This window comes from Bacteroides nordii (genome assembly GCF_019930665.1).
In the GTDB taxonomy this organism is placed as follows: Bacteria; Bacteroidota; Bacteroidia; order Bacteroidales; family Bacteroidaceae; genus Bacteroides; species Bacteroides nordii.
In genome coordinates this window covers 296,133-316,196 of record NZ_CP082886.1, presented here as the reverse complement: position 1 = coordinate 316,196, position 20,064 = coordinate 296,133, and the positions used below count along the sequence as shown (strand labels likewise).

The following is a 20,064-nucleotide window of genomic DNA, read 5'->3' as shown; positions in this document are numbered from 1 at the left end:
GTCGTAAATCGTCAACAGACCTATAGTCATGACCGTAGAAAACAAATTGTAAATTATATAAGATGAAAGCATTAACTAAAACTGAATTCAACTTTCCGGGACAGAAAAGCGTATATCACGGAAAAGTACGTGATGTTTATAACATCAACGGTGAAAAACTTGTTATGGTAGCTACCGACCGTATTTCGGCCTTTGATGTGGTGCTACCTGAAGGTATTCCTTACAAAGGACAAATGCTGAACCAGATTGCTGCCAAATTCCTTGATGCAACAACTGACATCTGCCCGAATTGGAAACTTGCTACCCCCGACCCAATGGTTACGGTAGGTGTACTTTGCGAAGGTTTCCCGGTTGAAATGATTGTACGTGGCTATCTTTGCGGTAGTGCATGGCGTACTTACAAAAGTGGTGTACGCGAAATCTGCGGAGTAAAACTTCCGGATGGAATGCGTGAAAATGAAAAATTCCCGGAACCAATCGTAACTCCTACTACCAAAGCAGAAATGGGATTGCATGACGAGGATATCTCCAAAGAAGAAATTCTGAAACAAGGGTTAGCTACCCCTGAAGAATACGAAATTCTTGAAAAATATACATTGGCCCTCTTCAAACGCGGAACAGAAATCGCAGCAGAACGTGGGTTGATACTCGTTGATACGAAATATGAATTTGGTAAACACAACGGCACCATCTACCTGATGGATGAAATCCACACTCCGGATTCAAGCCGCTATTTCTACTCTGAAGGTTACCAGGAGCGTTTTGAAAAAGGTGAAGCACAAAAGCAACTCTCTAAAGAATTCGTACGCGAATGGTTGATGGAAAACGGATTCCAGGGAAAAGACGGCCAGAAAGTACCTGAAATGACCCCGGAAATCGTACAAAGCATTAGTGACCGCTATATCGAACTTTTCGAAAACATCACCGGAGAAAAATTTGTTAAGGAAGATACGAGCAATATAACGGAACGTATATTTAAGAACGTTTCTACGTTCTTAAAATAGTTGAAAACTGAAAGTTGAAAGTTGAAAATTAGCTGCACTATTATACTGTATAATAACTTCCAATTCTCAACTTTCAACTTTCAATTTTTAACTTTCAATTTTCAATTAAATATGAATTACCCCCAGGAAAAAATCAAGCCTTACGCCACAGACGGCAAGAAAAGTGAACAGGTAGAACAAATGTTCGATAACATCGCTCCTGCGTATGACATGCTTAATCATACCCTCTCATTGGGTATCGACAAAAGCTGGCGACGTAAAGCGATCAACTGGTTACGTCCTTTCCGCCCACAGCGTATTATGGATGTAGCTACCGGTACTGGTGACTTTGCTATCCTCTCCTGCCGTATGCTCCAACCCAAGCAACTTATCGGGACGGATATCTCTGAAGGCATGATGAACGTGGGGCGTGAAAAAGTAAAAAAGGAAGGTCTCGCAGAAAAAATCTCTTTTGCCCGTGAAGACTGTACCTCTCTCTCGTTCGCTGATAACAGTTTTGACGCTATCACCGTTGCCTTTGGCATTCGCAATTTTGAGGATCTGGACAAAGGACTTTCCGAAATGTGCCGTGTACTCACTCCTGGCGGGCACTTGGTGATACTGGAGTTAACAACCCCTGACCGTTTCCCAATGAAACAACTATTTGCTATTTACTCCAAAATTGTCATCCCTGTTTTAGGCAAATTATTTTCTAAAGATAACAGTGCTTACCACTACCTGCCACAAACCATCAAAGTTTTTCCGCAAGGCGAAATCATGACAGGTATTATATCAAGGGCAGGATTTAGTCAGGTGCAGTTTCGACGACTGACATTCGGCATCTGTACGCTTTATACAGCAACCAAATAATATACCAATGTGCGCTGTTACAGACAATAAAAAAAGATGTAACACACAGTAATTGGCATATTAAATAATTATTAATTCTATGCAAAAGTACGGCTTAATTGGTTATCCGTTGAAGCATTCGTTCTCTATCGGATATTTCAACGAAAAATTCCGCTCAGAAGGGGTTGATGCTGAGTATGTGAATTTTGAAATCCCCAGTATTAATGACTTCATGGAGGTCATTGAAGAAAACCCCAACCTATCAGGATTAAACGTAACAATTCCTTATAAAGAACAAGTGATTCCGTTTCTGGATTCTTTGGACCCGGACACAGCCAAAATCGGTGCAGTAAATGTGATCAAAATAATCCGTCAACCCAAAGGTAAGGTTAAGTTGGTTGGCTATAACTCCGATATTATTGGCTTTACACAATCAATACAACCGCTATTACTCCCTTCGCACAAGAAAGCTTTGCTTCTGGGCACAGGTGGTGCATCTAAAGCTGTATTTCACGGACTAAAAAATCTGGGTATTGAAAGCGTATTCGTTTCGCGTACACATAAACCGGGTATGTTGACTTATGAAGAGCTAACCCCCGAAGTTATGGCCGAATATACAGTTATTGTTAACTGTACTCCTGTAGGCATGTATCCCAAAGTTGATTTTTGTCCTAATATTCCTTACGAGTATCTCACACCAAACCATTTGCTCTACGATTTGTTATATAATCCAAACGTCACGCTTTTCATGAAAAAAGGAGAAGAGCGGGGCGCTATCACAAAAAACGGATTAGAAATGCTCCTTCTGCAAGCATTTGCAGCTTGGGAGATATGGCATAAGTAAGATATATGAGGAAAAGAAATAAAAAAAACTGGATAATAGGTGCAATTGTTTTTTTGCTGGTGCTCACCGGCTGTACTGTTGGTGGAAGTTATTATATGCTTAACTTCTCACTAACCCCCAATGCAAAAATACGTGCCAAAGACGCCGACTCATACGAGTATATGTATGCTAACTATCCCTTCCTGCGTCCTTGGGTGGACAGCCTCAATAAGGTAAATGCCTTGAGAGATACATTTATCCTAAATCCCGAAGGGATACGGCTACATGCATATTACATTGCCGCTCCCAAACCAACAAAGAAAACAGCTGTCATTGTACATGGTTATACCGATAATGCCATACGTATGTTCATGATTGGTTATCTGTATAATCATGACTTGCAATTTAACACTCTTCTACCGGACTTACAACACCAGGGCGAGAGTGGTGGTCCTGCCATACAGATGGGTTGGAAAGACCGGCTCGATGTAATGCAATGGATGCACGTAGCTAATCATATTTACGGTGACAGTACACAAATGGTAGTTCATGGTATTTCAATGGGTGGTGCCACCACTATGATGGTAGCCGGAGAAGAACAACCGAAGTTTGTACGATGCTTTGTTGAGGATTGTGGCTATACCAGCGTATGGGATGAATTTTCACATGAATTGAAATCATCATTCCACCTGCCCAAATTCCCTTTGATGTACACTACAAGCTGGCTTTGCGAACAAAAATACGGATGGAACTTTAAAGAAGCATCTTCACTGAAACAAGTAGAAAAAGCAAAACTTCCCATGTTCTTTATACACGGTGATAAAGATACCTATGTACCCACATGGATGGTTTATCCTCTTTATGAAGCAAAATCTGATCCTAAAGAGCTTTGGATCGTTCCGGGAGCTACCCATGCCGTCTCTTATAAAGAGAACAAAACAGAATACACGAACCGTGTAAAAAACTTCGTTGACAAATATATCGAATAAAAGAGAATAGTAGCTATATTTGTGGCAATAATAAAGACCATTATGAAGCAAATACTCACTTTTATACTTCTTACACTACTCTATCTGCCCTTACAAGCACAAGAAAAGGTATACACAGTAGATAATATCCCCAAAGTACATTTACAGAATAAGTTTCAATATGTATGCAATCCCGCCGGTATCTTGTCACAAGCCGCATGTGACAGTATTGACCGCATGCTTTACAATCTGGAAGAAACAACAGGTATAGAGACAGTAGTTGCCGTAGTACCTTCGATCGGTTCGGAAGATTGTTTTGAGTTCGCTCACCAACTACTTAATAAGTGGGGAGTCGGAAAGAAAGGAAAAAACAACGGACTGGTTATTCTTTTGGTAACCGACCAACGTTGTATTCAATTCTACACTGGCTATGGACTGGAAGGCGATTTGCCAGACGCAATCTGCAAACGAATACAAACGAAATCAATGATTCCCTATCTGAAAGTAGAAAACTGGAACGAAGGAATGGTAAATGGTTTACGCGCTGTGTGTCAACGTCTTGATGGTTCAATGGTAAATGAGGATACCTCCGACGAAAATGAGGTTTCCGGACTGGCAATCCTATTGGCAATCATAGGTTTTATTGGAGTAGCATCCGTCATCAGTATCCTGGCCATCAGGGCAAGTACCCGTTGTCCTCAGTGTGGGAAACATAAGCTACAACGCACAGGCAGTACAATGATATCCAGACGCAATGGAGTAAAAGTAGAAGATGTAACATATACTTGCCGCAACTGTGGGCACACAGTGGTACGCCGTCAGCAGTCATATGATAATGACTATCACGGAGGAGGCAGAGGTGGCGGAGGTCCGTTCATCGGCGGCTTCGGAGGCGGTAGCTTCAGTGGCGGTGGAGGTGGTTTCAGTGGAGGCAGCTTCGGTGGTGGAATGGGTGGCGGCGGCGGAGCCGGCTCACGTTTTTAAAACTTCGTTCTCCCCTTTAGAGACCAAGAGGTAGAAATAAAGAATGGAAATACAATAATAATAACAAAGAAGAAAATGAAAAAATCAATTATCATTATCATTGCAGTAGTGGCAGTTATCGTTATATGGGCTGTCAGTATGTACAACGGATTGGTTACAATGGACGAGAATGTAAATAGCCAGTGGGCAAATGTAGAAACACAGTATCAACGCCGTGCCGACCTTATCCCCAATCTGGTAAACACAGTAAAAGGATATGCTTCTCATGAGAAAGAAACACTTGAAGGCGTAGTAGAAGCACGTAGTAAAGCTACTCAGATGCAGGTCAATGCAAGTGATCTTACTCCCGAAAAATTAGCTGCATACCAGAAAGCACAGGGAGCAGTAACTTCAGCATTAGGTAAATTACTTGCCATCACAGAGAACTATCCTGATTTGAAAGCCAATCAAAATTTCCTTGAACTTCAGGCCCAACTGGAAGGTACTGAAAATCGCATCAATGTAGCACGTACTAATTTCAATAATGCAGCACAGGAGTATAATACAGCTATCCGCCGTTTCCCAAAAAGTCTGTTTGCAGGTATGTTTGGTTTCGATAAACATGTCTATTTTGAAGCAGCCGAAGGCACTGAAGCAGCTCCGGAAGTGAAATTTTGAACTAAAAAGAGTGAATTGCTGAAGGAACGGGAAGCTATAGAGTAGCTTTATTAAGTCAGACAGCAATTCGATTGAAACGCAGATTAACGCCAATTATCGCAGATTGAAAGTTTATCTTTTTTGCGAGAATCAGCATTAATCTGCGTTTTATTGTAATCTCTTATTTCTACCTGTTAACACACCCCAAACGACCTGTAAAATATGACTTATGTTCCGGTTAACTGATTAACCGGTTAACTTGTTAACTTATTAACTTGTCCGTACAAAAAAAAAGCCGTACTTTTGCCGCCGTATACAAAATCCTATAACTCATGAGTAATCAACGATACATGATGCGGGGCGTTAGCGCATCAAAAGAAGATGTGCACAATGCCATCAAAAACATTGACAAAGGTATCTTTCCTCAGGCATTCTGTAAAATTATTCCTGATATCCTGGGAGGAGACCCGGAGTATTGCAACATTATGCATGCCGACGGTGCCGGAACAAAATCTTCTCTAGCCTATATGTACTGGAAAGAGACGGGTGATCTCTCCGTATGGAAAGGCATTGCACAGGATGCACTGATTATGAATATCGACGACCTGCTTTGCGTGGGGGCTGTTGATAATATTCTCGTATCATCCACTATCGGACGCAATAAACTTCTCATTCCCGGAGAAGTGATTTCTGCCATCATCAACGGTACAGATGAGTTACTTGCCGAGCTCCGTGAAATGGGGGTAGGGGTATATGCAACAGGCGGTGAAACTGCCGATGTGGGTGATCTTGTACGTACTATCATCGTAGACAGTACTGTTACCTGCCGCATGAAACGTTCCGATGTTATTGATAATGCCAATATCCGCCCGGGTGACGTTATTGTAGGCCTCGCCTCTTACGGGCAGGCTACTTATGAAAAAGAATATAACGGAGGTATGGGTAGCAATGGATTAACCAGTGCCCGCCACGATGTATTCTCCAAATATTTAGCAGAAAAATATCCTGAGAGTTACGATGCCGGTGTTCCCGAAGAGCTTGTTTATTCAGGTGGCCTGAAGTTGACAGACAAGGTGGCAGGTTCTCCTGTTAACGCCGGAAAGTTAGTTCTTTCTCCTACCCGTACGTATGCTCCGGTTGTGAAAAAATTGCTGGATGCTTTGCGTCCTGATATCCATGGTATGGTACATTGTTCAGGTGGTGCACAAACCAAAGTGTTGCATTTTGTTGATCAGGTACGCGTAATAAAAGACAACCTATTCCCTGTTCCTCCCCTGTTTAAGACTATTCAGGAACAAAGTGGAACAGACTGGGCAGAGATGTACAAAGTATTCAACATGGGGCATCGCCTTGAAGTATACATCTCTTCCGAACATGCCGCAGAGGTGATTGCCATCAGTGAATCATTCGGTATCCCGGCACAGATTGTAGGACGTATTGAAGAGAGTGATAAAAAAGAACTGATAATAAAGAGTGAATTCGGAGAATTCAGATATTAAATAATATGCCAATTAAGTAATGTGCCCATATGCCAGTTAATAATGGTATCAATGTATCTACGGCATATCGTTATAGCGTAGTCAATTGATACATTGACATATTGCACATTATTGAATTAGCACATTATTCCCCATTCTTATGACAGATAACAATAACATATTAGAGAAATTAGATGGCCTCGTAGCCCGTTTTGAGGAAGTATCGACCCTCATCACCGACCCGGCAGTGATTGCCGACCAGAAGCGTTATGTAAAACTAACCAAAGAATATAAAGAACTTGACGACCTGATGAAGGCCCGCAAGGAATATATACAGACCCTGGCCAATATCGACGAAGCCAAAGATATACTTTCCAACGAATCGGATACGGAGATGCGTGAAATGGCTAAAGAAGAGTTAGATAAGAGTCAGGAGCGTCTGCCCGAATTGGAGGAGGAAATCAAACTATTGCTCGTACCTGCCGATCCGCAAGACAGTAAAAATGCCATCCTTGAAATTCGTGGCGGTACAGGTGGTGACGAAGCTGCAATCTTTGCTGGTGATCTTTTCCGTATGTATGCCAAGTTCTGTGAAACTAAGGGTTGGAAATTAGAGGTATCCAGTGCCAATGAAGGAGCTGCAGGTGGATATAAAGAAATTATTTGCAGTGTCACGGGAGATAATGTATACGGAACTATGAAATACGAATCCGGTGTACACCGGGTGCAACGTGTACCTGCCACCGAAACACAAGGTCGTGTGCATACCTCTGCTGCTTCTGTAGCTGTACTTCCCGAAGCCGAAGAGTTTGATGTTGTTATCAACGAAGGAGAAATTAAATGGGACACTTTCCGTTCCGGTGGTGCCGGTGGTCAGAACGTAAATAAAGTTGAATCCGGCGTTCGCTTGCGTTATATCTGGAAAAATCCAAATACAGGCGTGGCCGAAGAAATACTTATTGAATGTACTGAAACCCGTGACCAACCCAAAAATAAAGAACGTGCCCTTGCCCGTCTGCGCACATTTATCTATGATAAAGAACACCAAAAGTATGTTGACGACATTGCCTCCAAACGTAAGACAATGGTCTCTACCGGTGACCGTTCTGCCAAAATCCGTACTTACAACTATCCGCAAGGTCGTATTACCGATCACCGTATCAACTATACCATCTATAATTTAGCTGCTTTCATGGACGGAGACATCCAGGAATGCATCGATAAATTGACGGTAGCAGAGAATACAGAACGACTTAAAGAGAGCGAACTTTAGCAAATAGTGAGTAGCGATTAGTGAGTAGTGATAAGTGGTTGCGCTATTACACTGCATAGCACTAAACACTAAACACTAATCACTACTCACTTATCATTAACCCCTAATCCCTATTTCAAAATGAATAAGTTAGAATTATTTGAGAACATTAAACGTAAGAAATCATTCCTCTGCGTTGGTCTCGACACAGATATCAAGAAAATACCTGAACATCTTCTCAAAAAAGAAGATCCTGTCTTTGCTTTTAATAAAGCAATAATTGACGCAACTGCCGACCTGTGTATTGCTTACAAGCCCAATTTGGCTTTCTATGAGAGCATGGGTGTAAAAGGTTGGATTGCCTTTGAGAAAACAGTAAAATACATCAAAGAAAATTATCCGGACCAATTCATCATTGCAGATGCAAAACGTGGTGATATCGGTAATACATCTGCTATGTATGCCCGTACATTTTTTGAAGAACTGAACATAGACTCTGTCACAGTAGCCCCATATATGGGTGAAGATAGCGTGACACCATTTCTCACTTACGAAGGCAAATGGGTAATCCTTCTCGCTCTTACCAGTAACAAGGGTTCACATGACTTTCAGCTGACAGAGGATACTGATGGTGAACGTCTCTTCGAAAAAGTGCTGCGTAAATCACAAGAATGGGCCAATGACGAACAAATGATGTATGTAGTAGGTGCTACTCAAGGACGTGCTTTTGAAGACATTCGCAAAATCGTTCCCAACCACTTCCTGCTTGTACCAGGCGTAGGAGCACAAGGCGGTTCACTCGAAGAAGTATGTAAATATGGTATGAACAGTAGCTGCGGGCTAATCGTAAATTCTTCCCGTGGTATTATCTATGTAGATAAAACAGAAAAATTTGCAGAAGCCGCAAGAAAAGCAGCACAGGAAGTACAAATGCAAATGGAAAAAGAGCTGAAAAGAGTGATCACTCCCTTATGACTTACGAAAGAAAGATAATAAACGATCCTGTATTTGGATTTATCAACATACCAAAGGGGCTTCTGTACGATATCGTACGGCATCCCCTTTTGCAACGTTTAACCCGTATCAAACAGGTAGGTTTGTCGTCCGTGGTATATCCCGGAGCACAGCATACCCGCTTTCAACATTCATTGGGTGCTTTCCATCTGATGAGCGAAGCTATCATGCAGCTTGCTTCCAAAGGGAACTTCATCTTTGACAGTGAGGCAGAAGCTGTACAAGCAGCTATTCTGTTACACGACATCGGTCATGGCCCTTTCTCACATGTACTCGAAGATACTATCGTGAAGGATGTATCTCACGAAGAGATTTCCCTCATGCTTATGGAACGCATGAACAAAGAAATGAACGGGCAACTCAGCCTTGCCATCCAGATATTCAAAGACGAATATCCCAAACGTTTCCTTCACCAACTCGTCAGTGGGCAACTCGACATGGACCGTCTGGACTATCTGCGACGTGACAGTTTCTATACCGGTGTCACAGAGGGGAACATCGGTTCGGCCCGTATCATCAAGATGCTTGATGTGGCCGATGACCACCTCGTTGTTGAATCCAAAGGCATCTATTCGATCGAAAACTTTCTCACAGCCCGTCGTTTGATGTACTGGCAGGTATATCTGCATAAAACCTCAGTTGCCTATGAACGGATGCTTATCAGTACCTTATTGCGTGCTAAGGAACTTGCCAGTCAAGGAGTAGAATTATTCGCCTCACCAGCGTTTCATTTCTTTCTGTATAATAATATCAGCCCCGATACATTCCGTAATGATCCTGAATGTCTGGAGAATTTTATCCAATTGGACGACAACGACATCTGGACCTCTCTTAAAGTATGGAGTAATCATCCGGACAAAGTGCTCTCCACACTCAGCCTCGGAATGATCAATCGCAATGTTTTCAAAGTTGAAATTTCTCCTGTCCCCATTAGTGAAGAACGGAAAAAAGAATTAACTTTGCAAATAAGCCAGCAACTAAACATCCCACTTTCCGAAGCGAACTATTTTGTTTCTACCCCCAGCATCGAAAAGAATATGTACGAACCGGCAGATGACAGTATTGATATCATTTATAAGGACGGCACTATTAAAAATATAGCCGAAGCATCGGATATGTTGAATATCTCATTGCTCTCTAAAAAGGTAAAGAAATACTATATCTGTTACCATCGTTTGCATAAGTAGGTATAAAATATTCATTAAAGAGTAAGGAAATATAAAAAAAAAATCCGTTATTTGTGCTCTGATAGAGATATACGTGCAAATGTAGCCTCTATTTGCTATATTAAAAACGGAAAAAAATCATATAATAATAGAGTAAAGACATGGAGTTCTCGGCTAAGCAAATTGCAGCATTTATCCAAGGTGAAATTATAGGAGATGAAAACGCAACCGTACATACATTCGCTAAAATAGAAGAAGGAATACCCGGAGCGATTTCATTTCTTTCCAATCCGAAATACACATCTTATATATATGAGACACAATCCAGTATTGTACTGGTGAACAAAGATTTTGAACCGGAACATGATATAAAGACCACACTGATCAAAGTAGACAACGCCTACGAGAGTCTTGCTAAATTGCTCAATCTCTATGAAATGAGCAAACCAAAGAAGCAAGGTATAGATTCGCTGGCATTCGTATCTCCAAGTGCCAATATTGGTAAAAATGTATATATCGGAGCATTTGCTTATATCGGTGAGAATGCCATTATCGGAGACAATACTTTAATCTATCCACATACTTATATAGGTGATGGTGTGAAAATAGGCACCAATTGTACCCTCTACTCCAACGTAAACGTATACCATGATTGTCACATCGGTAATGAATGTGTTCTACACTCCGGTGCGGTTATCGGTGCAGACGGTTTCGGTTTCGCCCCTACCCCCCAAGGGTATGAAAAAATCCCTCAAATAGGAATTGTAATCCTTGAAGACAAGGTAGATATAGGTGCCAATACTTGTATAGATCGCGCCACAATGGGAGCTACCGTAGTACATAGCGGTGTTAAGCTGGACAACCTGATACAAGTGGCTCATAATGACGAAATAGGTTCTCACACTGTAATGGCAGCTCAAGTGGGTATCGCCGGATCCACTAAAATAGGAGAATGGTGTATGTTTGGCGGACAAGTCGGTATCGCAGGACACATCAAGATAGGTGACAAAGTGAATCTTGGTGCACAATCGGGCGTACCGGGAAATATCAAAGCCGGTAGTCTGCTGATAGGTACTCCTCCTGTAGAACCCAAACAATATTTCAAGTCATTCATCATACAAAAAAAACTGCCTGAACTGCAGAAAGAAGTAAATAGTCTGCGTAAAGAGCTTGACGAACTAAAACAACAACTATTAAATAAGTAACCAATGCTGAAACAAAAAACTCTGAAAGATAGCTTTTCACTGAGAGGAAAAGGTCTTCACACTGGTCTTGACCTGACTGTAACGTTTAATCCTGCCCCCGACAATCACGGGTATAAAATACAACGCATTGATTTAGAAGGACACCCCACTATCGATGCTGTAGCAGACAACGTAACAGAAACAACCCGCGGTACTGTATTGTCTAAGAATGGAGTAAAAGTAAGCACCGTTGAACATGGAATGGCAGCACTCTACGCCTTAGGCATCGACAACTGCCTCATTCAGGTAAATGGTCCGGAGTTCCCTATTCTGGACGGTAGTGCACAATATTACGTACAAGAAATTGAAAGAGTCGGAACAGAAGAACAAAGTGCTGTAAAAGACTTCTATATCATTAAATCAAAAATTGAATTCCGTGATGAAGAAACCGGATCGTCTATTATCGTATTGCCAGACGAAAACTTCAGTCTGAATGTACTGGTTTCTTACGATTCGACTATCATCCCTAATCAGTTTGCTACACTGGAAGACATGGCCAAGTTCAAAGACGAAGTGGCTGCCAGCCGTACTTTCGTATTTGTTCGCGAAATCGAACCGCTTCTCTCGGCCGGACTAATTAAAGGTGGTGATTTGGACAATGCTATCGTCATTTACGAACGCAAGATGTCACAGGAGAATTACGATAAACTGGCAGATATAATGGGAGTTCCCCATATGGATGCCGAACAATTAGGATATATCAATCACAAACCGTTGGTGTGGGCTAATGAATGTGCCCGTCACAAACTTCTGGATGTTATTGGTGATCTTGCCCTTATCGGCAAACCTATTAAAGGCCGTATCATAGCTACTCGTCCGGGGCATACCATCAACAATAAGTTCGCCCGCCAGATGCGTAAAGAAATTCGTTTGCACGAAATACAGGCTCCCATATACAATTGTAACGAAGAACCGATCATGGACGTAAACCGCATCCGCGAACTGCTTCCTCATCGTTATCCGTTCCAGTTAGTAGACAAGGTTATCGAGATCGGTGCTAACTATATCGTAGGTATCAAGAACGTTACTTCCAACGAACCATTTTTCCAAGGACACTTCCCCGAAGAACCGGTAATGCCGGGTGTTCTTCAAATAGAAGCAATGGCGCAAATTGGAGGTTTGCTTGTGCTCAACTCTGTAGACGAACCGAACCGTTACTCTACCTATTTCATGAAAATAGATGGTGTGAAATTCCGTCAGAAAGTAGTGCCCGGTGATACTCTTATCTTCCGTGTAGAATTACTCGCTCCTATTCGCCGTGGTATCTCTACAATGAAAGGGTACGCATTTGTAGGTGAAAAGGTAGTATGTGAAGCGGAATTTATGGCTCAAATAGTAAAAAACAAATAATTACTGAATTGAAAGTTAAGAGTTGAAATACTGTTTGTTTCAACTCTTAACTTTCAACTCTCAACTCTCAACTAATTATGATAAGTCCCTTAGCGTATATTCATCCCGAGGCTAAGATCGGGGAAAACGTAGAGATTGGTCCTTTTGTTTACATTGACAAAAACGTGGTTATTGGTGATAACAATACCGTTATGCCCAATGCCAACATTCTATACGGTTCTCGCATCGGCAACGGAAATACCATTTTTCCGGGTGCTGTGATTGGTGCTATCCCACAGGATCTCAAGTTTCGTGGTGAAGAAACCACAGCCGAAATTGGTGATAACAATATCATTCGTGAGAATGTAACTGTCAATCGCGGTACAGCAGCCAAAGGTAAAACAATTGTAGGTAATAATAACCTGCTGATGGAAGGAGTACATGTGGCACATGATGCTATTATTGGCAATGGCTGTATCATTGGAAACTCTACGAAAATGGCAGGAGAAATCATTATTGATGACAACGCAATTATCAGTGGTGCCGTACTAATGCATCAATTTTGCCGTGTAGGCGGATATGTAATGATACAAGGAGGAAGCCGTTTCAGTAAAGATATCCCTCCTTACATTATTGCCGGACGTGAACCAATTACTTATAGTGGCATTAATATCATCGGCTTGCGCCGTCGTGGTTTCAGCAACGAAGTAATAGAAAACATTCACAATGCCTACCGCATCATTTACCAAAGCGGACTGAATATTACAGACGCATTGGCTAAAATAGAGACGGATGTTCCAATGAGCCCGGAAATTGAATATATTGTAGGATTTATTCGCAATTCAGAACGTGGAATTATAAAATAAGTTATAAGGTTATGATGTTATAAAGTTATAGAGTTATAAAACCATTATACACTTTATACTCACTATAATAACTATAACTTTAGAACCCTATAACTTTATAACAATTATAACACTATAGCATTAAAACTCTATAACTTTATAACATTATGATATACAGATTTACAATCATATCTGATGAAGTAGATAATTTTATCAGAGAAATACAGATTGATCCGGAAGCAACGTTTTATGACCTCCATGAAGCGATACTAAAATCAACAGGTTACACTAATGACCAGATGACCTCATTCTTCCTTTGTGACGACGACTGGGAGAAAGAAAAAGAAGTCACTTTGGAGGAGATGGACGATAATCCTGAGATGGATAGTTGGGTAATGAAAGATACCACTCTGAGCGAGCTGATTGAAGATGAGAAACAAAAATTACTCTATGTATTTGACTACATGACAGAACGTTGTTTCTTTATCGAATTATCTGAAATCATCACCGGTAAAGATATGCAAGGTGCCAAATGCACCAAGAAGTCCGGAGAAGCTCCTAAACAGATTATGGACTTTGAGGAAATGGCTGCCAGCACCGGTTCACTCGATCTGGACGAGAACTTTTATGGCGATCAGGACTTTGATCTGGAAGACTTTGATGCCGATGGTTTTGACATGGGCGGCAGTGCTGCAGATGTAGGAACGTTCGAAGAAGAAAAACTTTAATTAATTGACAATTGATAGTTGACAATTGACAGTTAGCAGCTGTACGCTGCATAGTAATTGTCAATTGTCAACTATCAACTTTCAACTAAAATAATGGTAACTCTCATAGTCCTCATAGGTCCTACCGGCGTTGGAAAAACAGAACTTAGTCTCCGGTTGGCGGAACACTTCCACACGAGCATTGTTTCTGCCGACTCAAGGCAACTCTATGCCGACTTGAAAATAGGTACAGCAGCTCCTACCTCAGAGCAACTCAATCGTGTACCTCATTATCTGGTAGGTACTCTAAAACTGACAGATTATTACAGTGCTGCCTGTTATGAAGAAGAAGCATTAGCCACACTTGACAATTTATTCCGCCAACATGACACTGTTATCCTTACAGGAGGCTCTATGATGTACATAGACGCTATCTGTAAAGGTATCGATGATATCCCCACTGTAGATACGGAAACCCGCGAACTGATGTTACAGAGATATGAAACGGAAGGGCTCGAAAAACTCTGTGCAGAACTAAAACTATTAGACCCCGAATATTACAGGATAGTAGACCTAAAGAATCCCAAACGCGTGATTCATGCGCTTGAGATTTGTTACATGACAGGGAAGACTTATACCTCTTTTCGTACGCAACAAAAAAAGCAACGCCCTTTTCGCATTATCAAGGTAGGACTGACCCGTGACCGTGCCGAACTTTACGACCGTATCAACCGCAGGGTAGATATCATGATAGAAGAAGGATTGCTTGAAGAAGCACGAAGCGTATATCCCTACCGTACTCTCAACTCGCTCAACACCGTAGGATACAAAGAAATGTTCAATTATCTGGATGGTACCTGGGAACTGCCTTTTGCCATCGAAAAGATAAAACAAAATTCGCGTATTTACTCGCGTAAACAAATGACATGGTTCAAGCGGGACGAAGAGATACAATGGTTTCACCCTGAGCAGGAAACAGAAATACTGGATTATATCAACACAAAAATACAATAAGAAACAAGTATTAAAAAAGACTCTTAGATTCCTTTTTAACACAGACTTAAATACATTTATTATGAAGAGATTAATACTCCTTTGTCTCAATATCCTTTTGTTTTTCACCGTTCATGCACAAAATAAAGAACAACAACAGTATGATTCTATCATGACTATCATGAAAGACAAATCTATTCCTGTGTTAGAACGATATTACATGACCGGAGATATAGAATACCTTTCGCGTGAGCACCAGATTGAAGTAATGAAGCAGCTAATTCCGGAAGCAAAAAATCTGGAAGATAAAGCTGTTGTAACGCGTTTATATTCCATTATCTCTCTCTTCAGAACCCAGTTGAGCCATATGGAAATCGCTAAAAATTATCTGGACAGTGCATTTATTTATGACGGAAAATTCGCCAACAATAATATCTCCGGCATGATGCATTTTGTTGCAGGTAATTATTATATGGCACAAACAGATTTTGTAGAAGCTCAAAAGAATTATTATAAGGCTGCTGAATATTTTAATAAGAATGAGCAAAAGCCAAGTATCCTGACAGATGTATATTATGATTTGTCTACAATCTACATCCTGTGGAGAGATGAAAAAGGATTAGCCGAATTGATGAAAGATATGGAGCACTCTCCTGTTGATTTCCCCTTTCAGCATATTTTAAAACTAACTGTACGATCACAGTATTATTATGCGCATTACATAAACACGGAAAACACAGCTTATTTAGACTCTGCTGCTATCTACAACAATCTGGCATTTGATGTTTACAACACAACAGATAATCCGTACGATGTAGGATACCAGATTGCCGATAATTATCTCTCACAAGCACTTATTTATTGTCTGCAAGGGAAAATAGCAGAAGCACAAAAATGTTTAGCCACAGGACAAAAGCTCATAAATCCAAAGTTATTAGATTCTGACGCACGAATCCTTTTCATTTCGGGGACTATCTCATTCTATCTGAAAGATTACCCAAAGGCAGAAAAGAACTTATTGGCAGGATTACAAAAGTTAGAGACGCTGAGCGAAGAGAAGAAAATTAATTATGATGAATCTATCAGTTCTTCCTATCAGATATTAGCTCAAATATATGAAGAACAGAAACTTTATGATAAGGCATTGGCAGCAGAACGCAAATCAATTGATTATGCCACCCGCCTAAACGATAAAAATAATCGGAAAGAAATAAACACACTACGTGTGAAGTATAACTTAGATCAGGCTGAACGTAGCGTAAAACAGCTTTCAGTGCTCAACGAACAAAGAAAACGCGTCAACCTGCTTGCAATAGGAATGATAATACTGGCATTAATCACTATTATTCTGTTAGTGATTCGTCATCGCTCACGTCAAAAACTGAATGCTCATTTATTGCAAATTGCAGAACTAAAGCAACAGGAAGCAGATTTAATGATTGAACTCCAAAAATCTAAACTGGAAGAAAAAGAAAACGAGTTTCAAACCATTCTCAATGAGTCCAAACAACGTCATGTACAATCTTATCTTGAAGGTCTGGAAGCAGAACGGGAACGGTTGGCAACCGAACTTCACGATGATGTATGTAACAATCTTATGGCACTTGAAATACAAATACGGGCACAGTATAAAGAGCAAGAGGGTGTAGCACCAACGATAGTAGAGACGCTGACAGAAATACGCAATCGGGTCCGTACAGTTTCACATGAACTGATGCCTCCTACATTCCAATATGCAACACTGGACGAAATGCTGGAAGATTTCATAACTCACCTCAATCTGCCTGAAAAAACAAAAGCTGAGTACCGGTCAACTCCGGGTACGGATTGGAACAGTATCCCTTCAGAGATTGGTTTTGAATTCTACAGAATAACTCAGGAAGCTATTAACAATGCAATAAAATACGCTTCAGCCCACAAAATATCAGTAGAGCTGAAACTTGAAGATCATCAACTCTCTATTACAATAGAAGATGACGGCAAAGGGTTCGATACAGAAAAGAAAACGAAAGGAATCGGGCTGCATACCATAGCACAACGTATTCAATCCATCAAGGGTACGTTTGAACTGATATCGCACATAGATGCCGGTACAAAAATAGTAGCAAAAATCTCGCTTGCATAGATATAAATACCATTTATCTCCTTCTCAATTTTATTAATCTGTGACTTAAATTCGTAAGTCACAGACTGATAAATAAAAAAAAATCAGTAGCTTTGCTATCTCAATATGTTTAATCAAAAACCTGCAAACATGAAAAAAGGTCTGAAAATTACAGCAATCACATTAGGAGCACTCCTGCTGCTGATGCTTATTCTTCCTTTTGCTTTCCGCGGTAAAATAGAAAGCATTGTAAAAACAGAAGGAAACAAGATGCTTAATGCACAGTTTGACTTCGGTAGTCTGGATATTAGTCTGTTTCGTAACTTCCCCAAGGCATCAGTCACTCTCAATGATTTCTGGCTGCGTGGTGTAGGCGAATTTGAAAAAGACACCCTTGTACAAGCGGGTGAAGTAACAGTAGCTATCAACCTTTTCTCTCTTTTTGGAGATAATGGTTATGACATTTCTAAAGTACAAATAACAGACACCCGGCTACATGCCATTGTACTTGCAGATGGCCGGCCCAATTGGGACGTAATGAAACCCGACAGTACAGTTACCGATACTGCAGAAGAATCAAGCAGTTCTCCGTTTAAGATACAACTTCAACAGTTTGTTATCAAAAATATGAATCTCATATACGATGACCGTCAGGCAAATATGTATGCAGATATCCGTAATCTGAATGCACTTTGCTCAGGAGACCTGGGAAGCGACCGTACGACCTTACAACTGGAAGCAGAAACGGAAGCGTTAACCTATAAGATGAACGGCATCCCCTTCCTTTCTAATGCCAATATTTATGCAAAAATGGATGTAGATGCCGATCTCGCCAACAATAAATATACATTGAAAGAGAATGAATTCCGTTTGAATGCTATCAAAGCAGGTATCGATGGTTGGGTAGCACTGAAAGATCCTGCCATAGACATGGACCTCAAACTGAACACCAATGAAGTAGGGTTCAAAGAAATTCTATCTCTGATCCCTGCTATTTATGCCAAAGATTTTGAAGGATTGAAGACAGAGGGTATTGCCACACTTTCTGCTGACATAAAAGGTACGATGGTAGGTGACAGCATTGTACCTCAGTTCAATGTAGCAATGACAGTGAAAGATGCCATGTTCCGTTATCCTTCTCTTCCGGCAGGTGTAGATCAGATTAACATCAATGCAGAAATAAAAAATCCGGGAGGGGCTATTGACCTCACCACAGTGAGTATTCGCCCGTTTAGTTTCCGACTCGCCGGAAATCCGTTCAGCGTGACTGCCGAAATAAAAACACCGATCAGTGATCCGGACTTTCATGCCGAAGCAAAAGGAGTACTCAACCTGGGCATGATCAAACAGGTATATCCATTGGAGGATATGGAGTTAAACGGTACTATCAATGCAGACATGCAACTCGCCGGAAAAATGTCGTACATCGAAAAAGAACAATATGAGCGTGTACAGGCTTCCGGAACAATCGGACTCACCTCAATGAAACTGAAGATGAAGGATATGCCGGATGTAGATATCCACAAGTCACTCTTTACATTCACTCCCAAGTACCTGCAACTGAGCGAAACAACCGTCAATATCGGTAAGAACGATCTGACTGCCGATAGCCGTTTTGAAAACTATCTGGGTTATGCACTGAAAGGAACGACACTAAAAGGAACACTCAATATTCGCTCCAATCATCTCAACCTGAATGATTTCATGACAGCCACAGCAGACACTGCTACACAGGTGGCAACTACTCCGGCAGATAGTATAAGTGGTATCATTGAAGTGCCCCGTAATATTGATTTCCAAATGGATGCTAATCTGAAAGAGGTACTATTTGATAAAATGGCTTTCACTAATATGAATGGAAAGTTGGTCGTTAAAGACGGGAAGGTGGATATGAAGAATCTTTCTATGAACACGATGGGTGGCAATGTGGTTATGAACGGCTATTACTCTACGGCTGATGTTAAAAAGCCGGAGATGAATGCAGGATTCAAACTCAACGGACTGAGCTTTGCCCAGACATACAAGGAGCTTGATATGGTACAACAACTCGCCCCTATCTTCGAAAATCTAAAAGGCAACTTCTCCGGTAGTATGAAGATACAAACCATTCTGGATGCCGCAATGAGTCCTGTGCTCGAAACAATGCAGGGTAACGGAAGTCTTTCTACCAAAGACCTCAGTCTGAGCGGAGTAAAAGTGATTGACCAAATAGCTGAAGCTGTGAATAAACCGGATTTGAAGGAGATGAAAGTAAAAGATATGACGCTGGATTTCACCATCAAAGACGGGCGAGTGGCGACACAACCATTTGACATCAAACTGGGTGACTATGTAATGAACCTCTCCGGAAGCACCGGATTGGATCAGACAATAGACTATTCCGGTAAAATCAAACTACCCGCTTCTGCAGGCGACCTTGCCAAGCTGACAACACTCGACCTGAAGATTGGTGGATCGTTTACTTCACCCAAAGTGTCTATTGACACAAAGAGTATGGCAAACCAGGCGGTAGAAGCCGTAGCTGATAAAGCAATCAGTGAGTTAGGAAAGAAATTGGGACTGGACTCTGCCGCTACAAATAATAAAGAGGACCTGAAAGAGGCAGTAAAAGAAAAAGCTGCCGAAAAGGCGCTGGACTTCTTAAAGAAAAAACTAAAATAGTGGTTAGTGATTAGTGATAAGTGATTAG

Annotated in this window: 17 protein-coding genes; all 17 read left to right on the top strand. The window is 41.1% G+C overall.

The annotated features are described in order from the left end of the window. The first annotated feature begins 62 nt into the window (after positions 1-62). Positions 63-1,004, top strand: coding sequence for a phosphoribosylaminoimidazolesuccinocarboxamide synthase (locus tag K8P02_RS01145; protein ID WP_025866533.1), 942 nt, complete (start codon positions 63-65; stop codon positions 1,002-1,004). A 111-nt stretch (positions 1,005-1,115) separates the two neighbouring features. Beyond that, on the top strand, positions 1,116-1,853 hold the full coding sequence (gene ubiE / locus K8P02_RS01140) for a bifunctional demethylmenaquinone methyltransferase/2-methoxy-6-polyprenyl-1,4-benzoquinol methylase UbiE (RefSeq protein WP_007484184.1): 738 nt from the start codon (positions 1,116-1,118) through the stop codon (positions 1,851-1,853). Between the two features lie 79 nt (positions 1,854-1,932). Next, positions 1,933-2,676, top strand: a complete 744-nt coding sequence (locus K8P02_RS01135; RefSeq protein WP_002559399.1) for a shikimate dehydrogenase family protein — start codon at positions 1,933-1,935, stop codon at positions 2,674-2,676. A 5-nt stretch (positions 2,677-2,681) separates the two neighbouring features. Beyond that, positions 2,682-3,644: an alpha/beta hydrolase gene (locus K8P02_RS01130; protein WP_002559398.1), complete on the top strand. Its 963-nt coding sequence runs from the start codon at positions 2,682-2,684 to the stop codon at positions 3,642-3,644. Between the two features lie 42 nt (positions 3,645-3,686). Continuing rightward, a complete protein-coding gene (locus K8P02_RS01125; RefSeq protein ID WP_025866535.1) occupies positions 3,687-4,607 on the top strand; it encodes a TPM domain-containing protein in 921 nt (306 codons plus the stop codon). A 75-nt stretch (positions 4,608-4,682) separates the two neighbouring features. Then, on the top strand, positions 4,683-5,264 hold the full coding sequence (locus tag K8P02_RS01120) for a LemA family protein (protein WP_002559396.1): 582 nt from the start codon (positions 4,683-4,685) through the stop codon (positions 5,262-5,264). 311 nt (positions 5,265-5,575) lie between these two features. Next, the gene (locus tag K8P02_RS01115) at positions 5,576-6,742 is read left to right on the top strand and encodes an AIR synthase related protein (RefSeq protein WP_025866536.1); all 1,167 of its coding nucleotides are present in this window, start codon (positions 5,576-5,578) and stop codon (positions 6,740-6,742) included. A gap of 139 nt (positions 6,743-6,881) precedes the next feature. Further along, positions 6,882-7,994: a peptide chain release factor 1 gene (gene prfA, locus K8P02_RS01110; RefSeq protein ID WP_002559394.1), complete on the top strand. Its 1,113-nt coding sequence runs from the start codon at positions 6,882-6,884 to the stop codon at positions 7,992-7,994. Between the two features lie 120 nt (positions 7,995-8,114). Continuing rightward, positions 8,115-8,948, top strand: a complete 834-nt coding sequence (gene pyrF / locus K8P02_RS01105) for an orotidine-5'-phosphate decarboxylase (RefSeq protein WP_007484180.1) — start codon at positions 8,115-8,117, stop codon at positions 8,946-8,948. Further along, positions 8,945-10,174: an HD domain-containing protein gene (locus K8P02_RS01100; RefSeq protein WP_007484179.1), complete on the top strand. Its 1,230-nt coding sequence runs from the start codon at positions 8,945-8,947 to the stop codon at positions 10,172-10,174. Before pyrF ends, K8P02_RS01100 begins: the two co-directional genes overlap by 4 nt. A gap of 140 nt (positions 10,175-10,314) precedes the next feature. Continuing rightward, entirely contained in the window at positions 10,315-11,358 is a 1,044-nt protein-coding gene (gene lpxD / locus K8P02_RS01095; RefSeq protein ID WP_007484178.1) for a UDP-3-O-(3-hydroxymyristoyl)glucosamine N-acyltransferase, read from the top strand. Between the two features lie 3 nt (positions 11,359-11,361). After that, on the top strand, positions 11,362-12,747 hold the full coding sequence (locus tag K8P02_RS01090; RefSeq protein ID WP_002559390.1) for a bifunctional UDP-3-O-[3-hydroxymyristoyl] N-acetylglucosamine deacetylase/3-hydroxyacyl-ACP dehydratase: 1,386 nt from the start codon (positions 11,362-11,364) through the stop codon (positions 12,745-12,747). Positions 12,748-12,824: 77 nt separating this feature from the next. Further along, positions 12,825-13,592, top strand: a complete 768-nt coding sequence (lpxA, locus tag K8P02_RS01085) for an acyl-ACP--UDP-N-acetylglucosamine O-acyltransferase (RefSeq protein WP_002559389.1) — start codon at positions 12,825-12,827, stop codon at positions 13,590-13,592. A gap of 146 nt (positions 13,593-13,738) precedes the next feature. Then, complete coding sequence (locus tag K8P02_RS01080; protein ID WP_002559388.1) at positions 13,739-14,299, top strand: IS1096 element passenger TnpR family protein; 561 nt, start codon at positions 13,739-13,741, stop codon at positions 14,297-14,299. Between the two features lie 93 nt (positions 14,300-14,392). Next, positions 14,393-15,292 carry a tRNA (adenosine(37)-N6)-dimethylallyltransferase MiaA gene (gene miaA / locus K8P02_RS01075; protein ID WP_002559387.1) on the top strand — a complete coding sequence of 300 codons (900 nt, stop codon included), beginning with the start codon at positions 14,393-14,395 and terminating at the stop codon, positions 15,290-15,292. A gap of 61 nt (positions 15,293-15,353) precedes the next feature. Further along, positions 15,354-17,396: an ATP-binding protein gene (locus K8P02_RS01070; RefSeq protein ID WP_025866537.1), complete on the top strand. Its 2,043-nt coding sequence runs from the start codon at positions 15,354-15,356 to the stop codon at positions 17,394-17,396. Positions 17,397-17,525: 129 nt separating this feature from the next. Further along, the gene (locus K8P02_RS01065; protein ID WP_025866538.1) at positions 17,526-20,036 is read left to right on the top strand and encodes an AsmA family protein; all 2,511 of its coding nucleotides are present in this window, start codon (positions 17,526-17,528) and stop codon (positions 20,034-20,036) included. Positions 20,037-20,064 lie beyond the last annotated feature (28 nt).

Coding starts and splice junctions, on each gene's coding strand:
- K8P02_RS01115 (WP_025866536.1), top strand. CDS start 5,576: ATGAGTAATCAACGATACATGATGCGGGGCGTTAGCGCATCAAAAGAA.
- K8P02_RS01070 (WP_025866537.1), top strand. CDS start 15,354: ATGAAGAGATTAATACTCCTTTGTCTCAATATCCTTTTGTTTTTCACC.
- K8P02_RS01080 (WP_002559388.1), top strand. CDS start 13,739: ATGATATACAGATTTACAATCATATCTGATGAAGTAGATAATTTTATC.
- lpxA (WP_002559389.1), top strand. CDS start 12,825: ATGATAAGTCCCTTAGCGTATATTCATCCCGAGGCTAAGATCGGGGAA.
- K8P02_RS01125 (WP_025866535.1), top strand. CDS start 3,687: ATGAAGCAAATACTCACTTTTATACTTCTTACACTACTCTATCTGCCC.
- miaA (WP_002559387.1), top strand. CDS start 14,393: ATGGTAACTCTCATAGTCCTCATAGGTCCTACCGGCGTTGGAAAAACA.
- K8P02_RS01090 (WP_002559390.1), top strand. CDS start 11,362: ATGCTGAAACAAAAAACTCTGAAAGATAGCTTTTCACTGAGAGGAAAA.
- K8P02_RS01100 (WP_007484179.1), top strand. CDS start 8,945: ATGACTTACGAAAGAAAGATAATAAACGATCCTGTATTTGGATTTATC.
- ubiE (WP_007484184.1), top strand. CDS start 1,116: ATGAATTACCCCCAGGAAAAAATCAAGCCTTACGCCACAGACGGCAAG.
- K8P02_RS01145 (WP_025866533.1), top strand. CDS start 63: ATGAAAGCATTAACTAAAACTGAATTCAACTTTCCGGGACAGAAAAGC.
- prfA (WP_002559394.1), top strand. CDS start 6,882: ATGACAGATAACAATAACATATTAGAGAAATTAGATGGCCTCGTAGCC.
- K8P02_RS01135 (WP_002559399.1), top strand. CDS start 1,933: ATGCAAAAGTACGGCTTAATTGGTTATCCGTTGAAGCATTCGTTCTCT.
- pyrF (WP_007484180.1), top strand. CDS start 8,115: ATGAATAAGTTAGAATTATTTGAGAACATTAAACGTAAGAAATCATTC.
- K8P02_RS01065 (WP_025866538.1), top strand. CDS start 17,526: ATGAAAAAAGGTCTGAAAATTACAGCAATCACATTAGGAGCACTCCTG.
- K8P02_RS01130 (WP_002559398.1), top strand. CDS start 2,682: ATGAGGAAAAGAAATAAAAAAAACTGGATAATAGGTGCAATTGTTTTT.
- K8P02_RS01120 (WP_002559396.1), top strand. CDS start 4,683: ATGAAAAAATCAATTATCATTATCATTGCAGTAGTGGCAGTTATCGTT.
- lpxD (WP_007484178.1), top strand. CDS start 10,315: ATGGAGTTCTCGGCTAAGCAAATTGCAGCATTTATCCAAGGTGAAATT.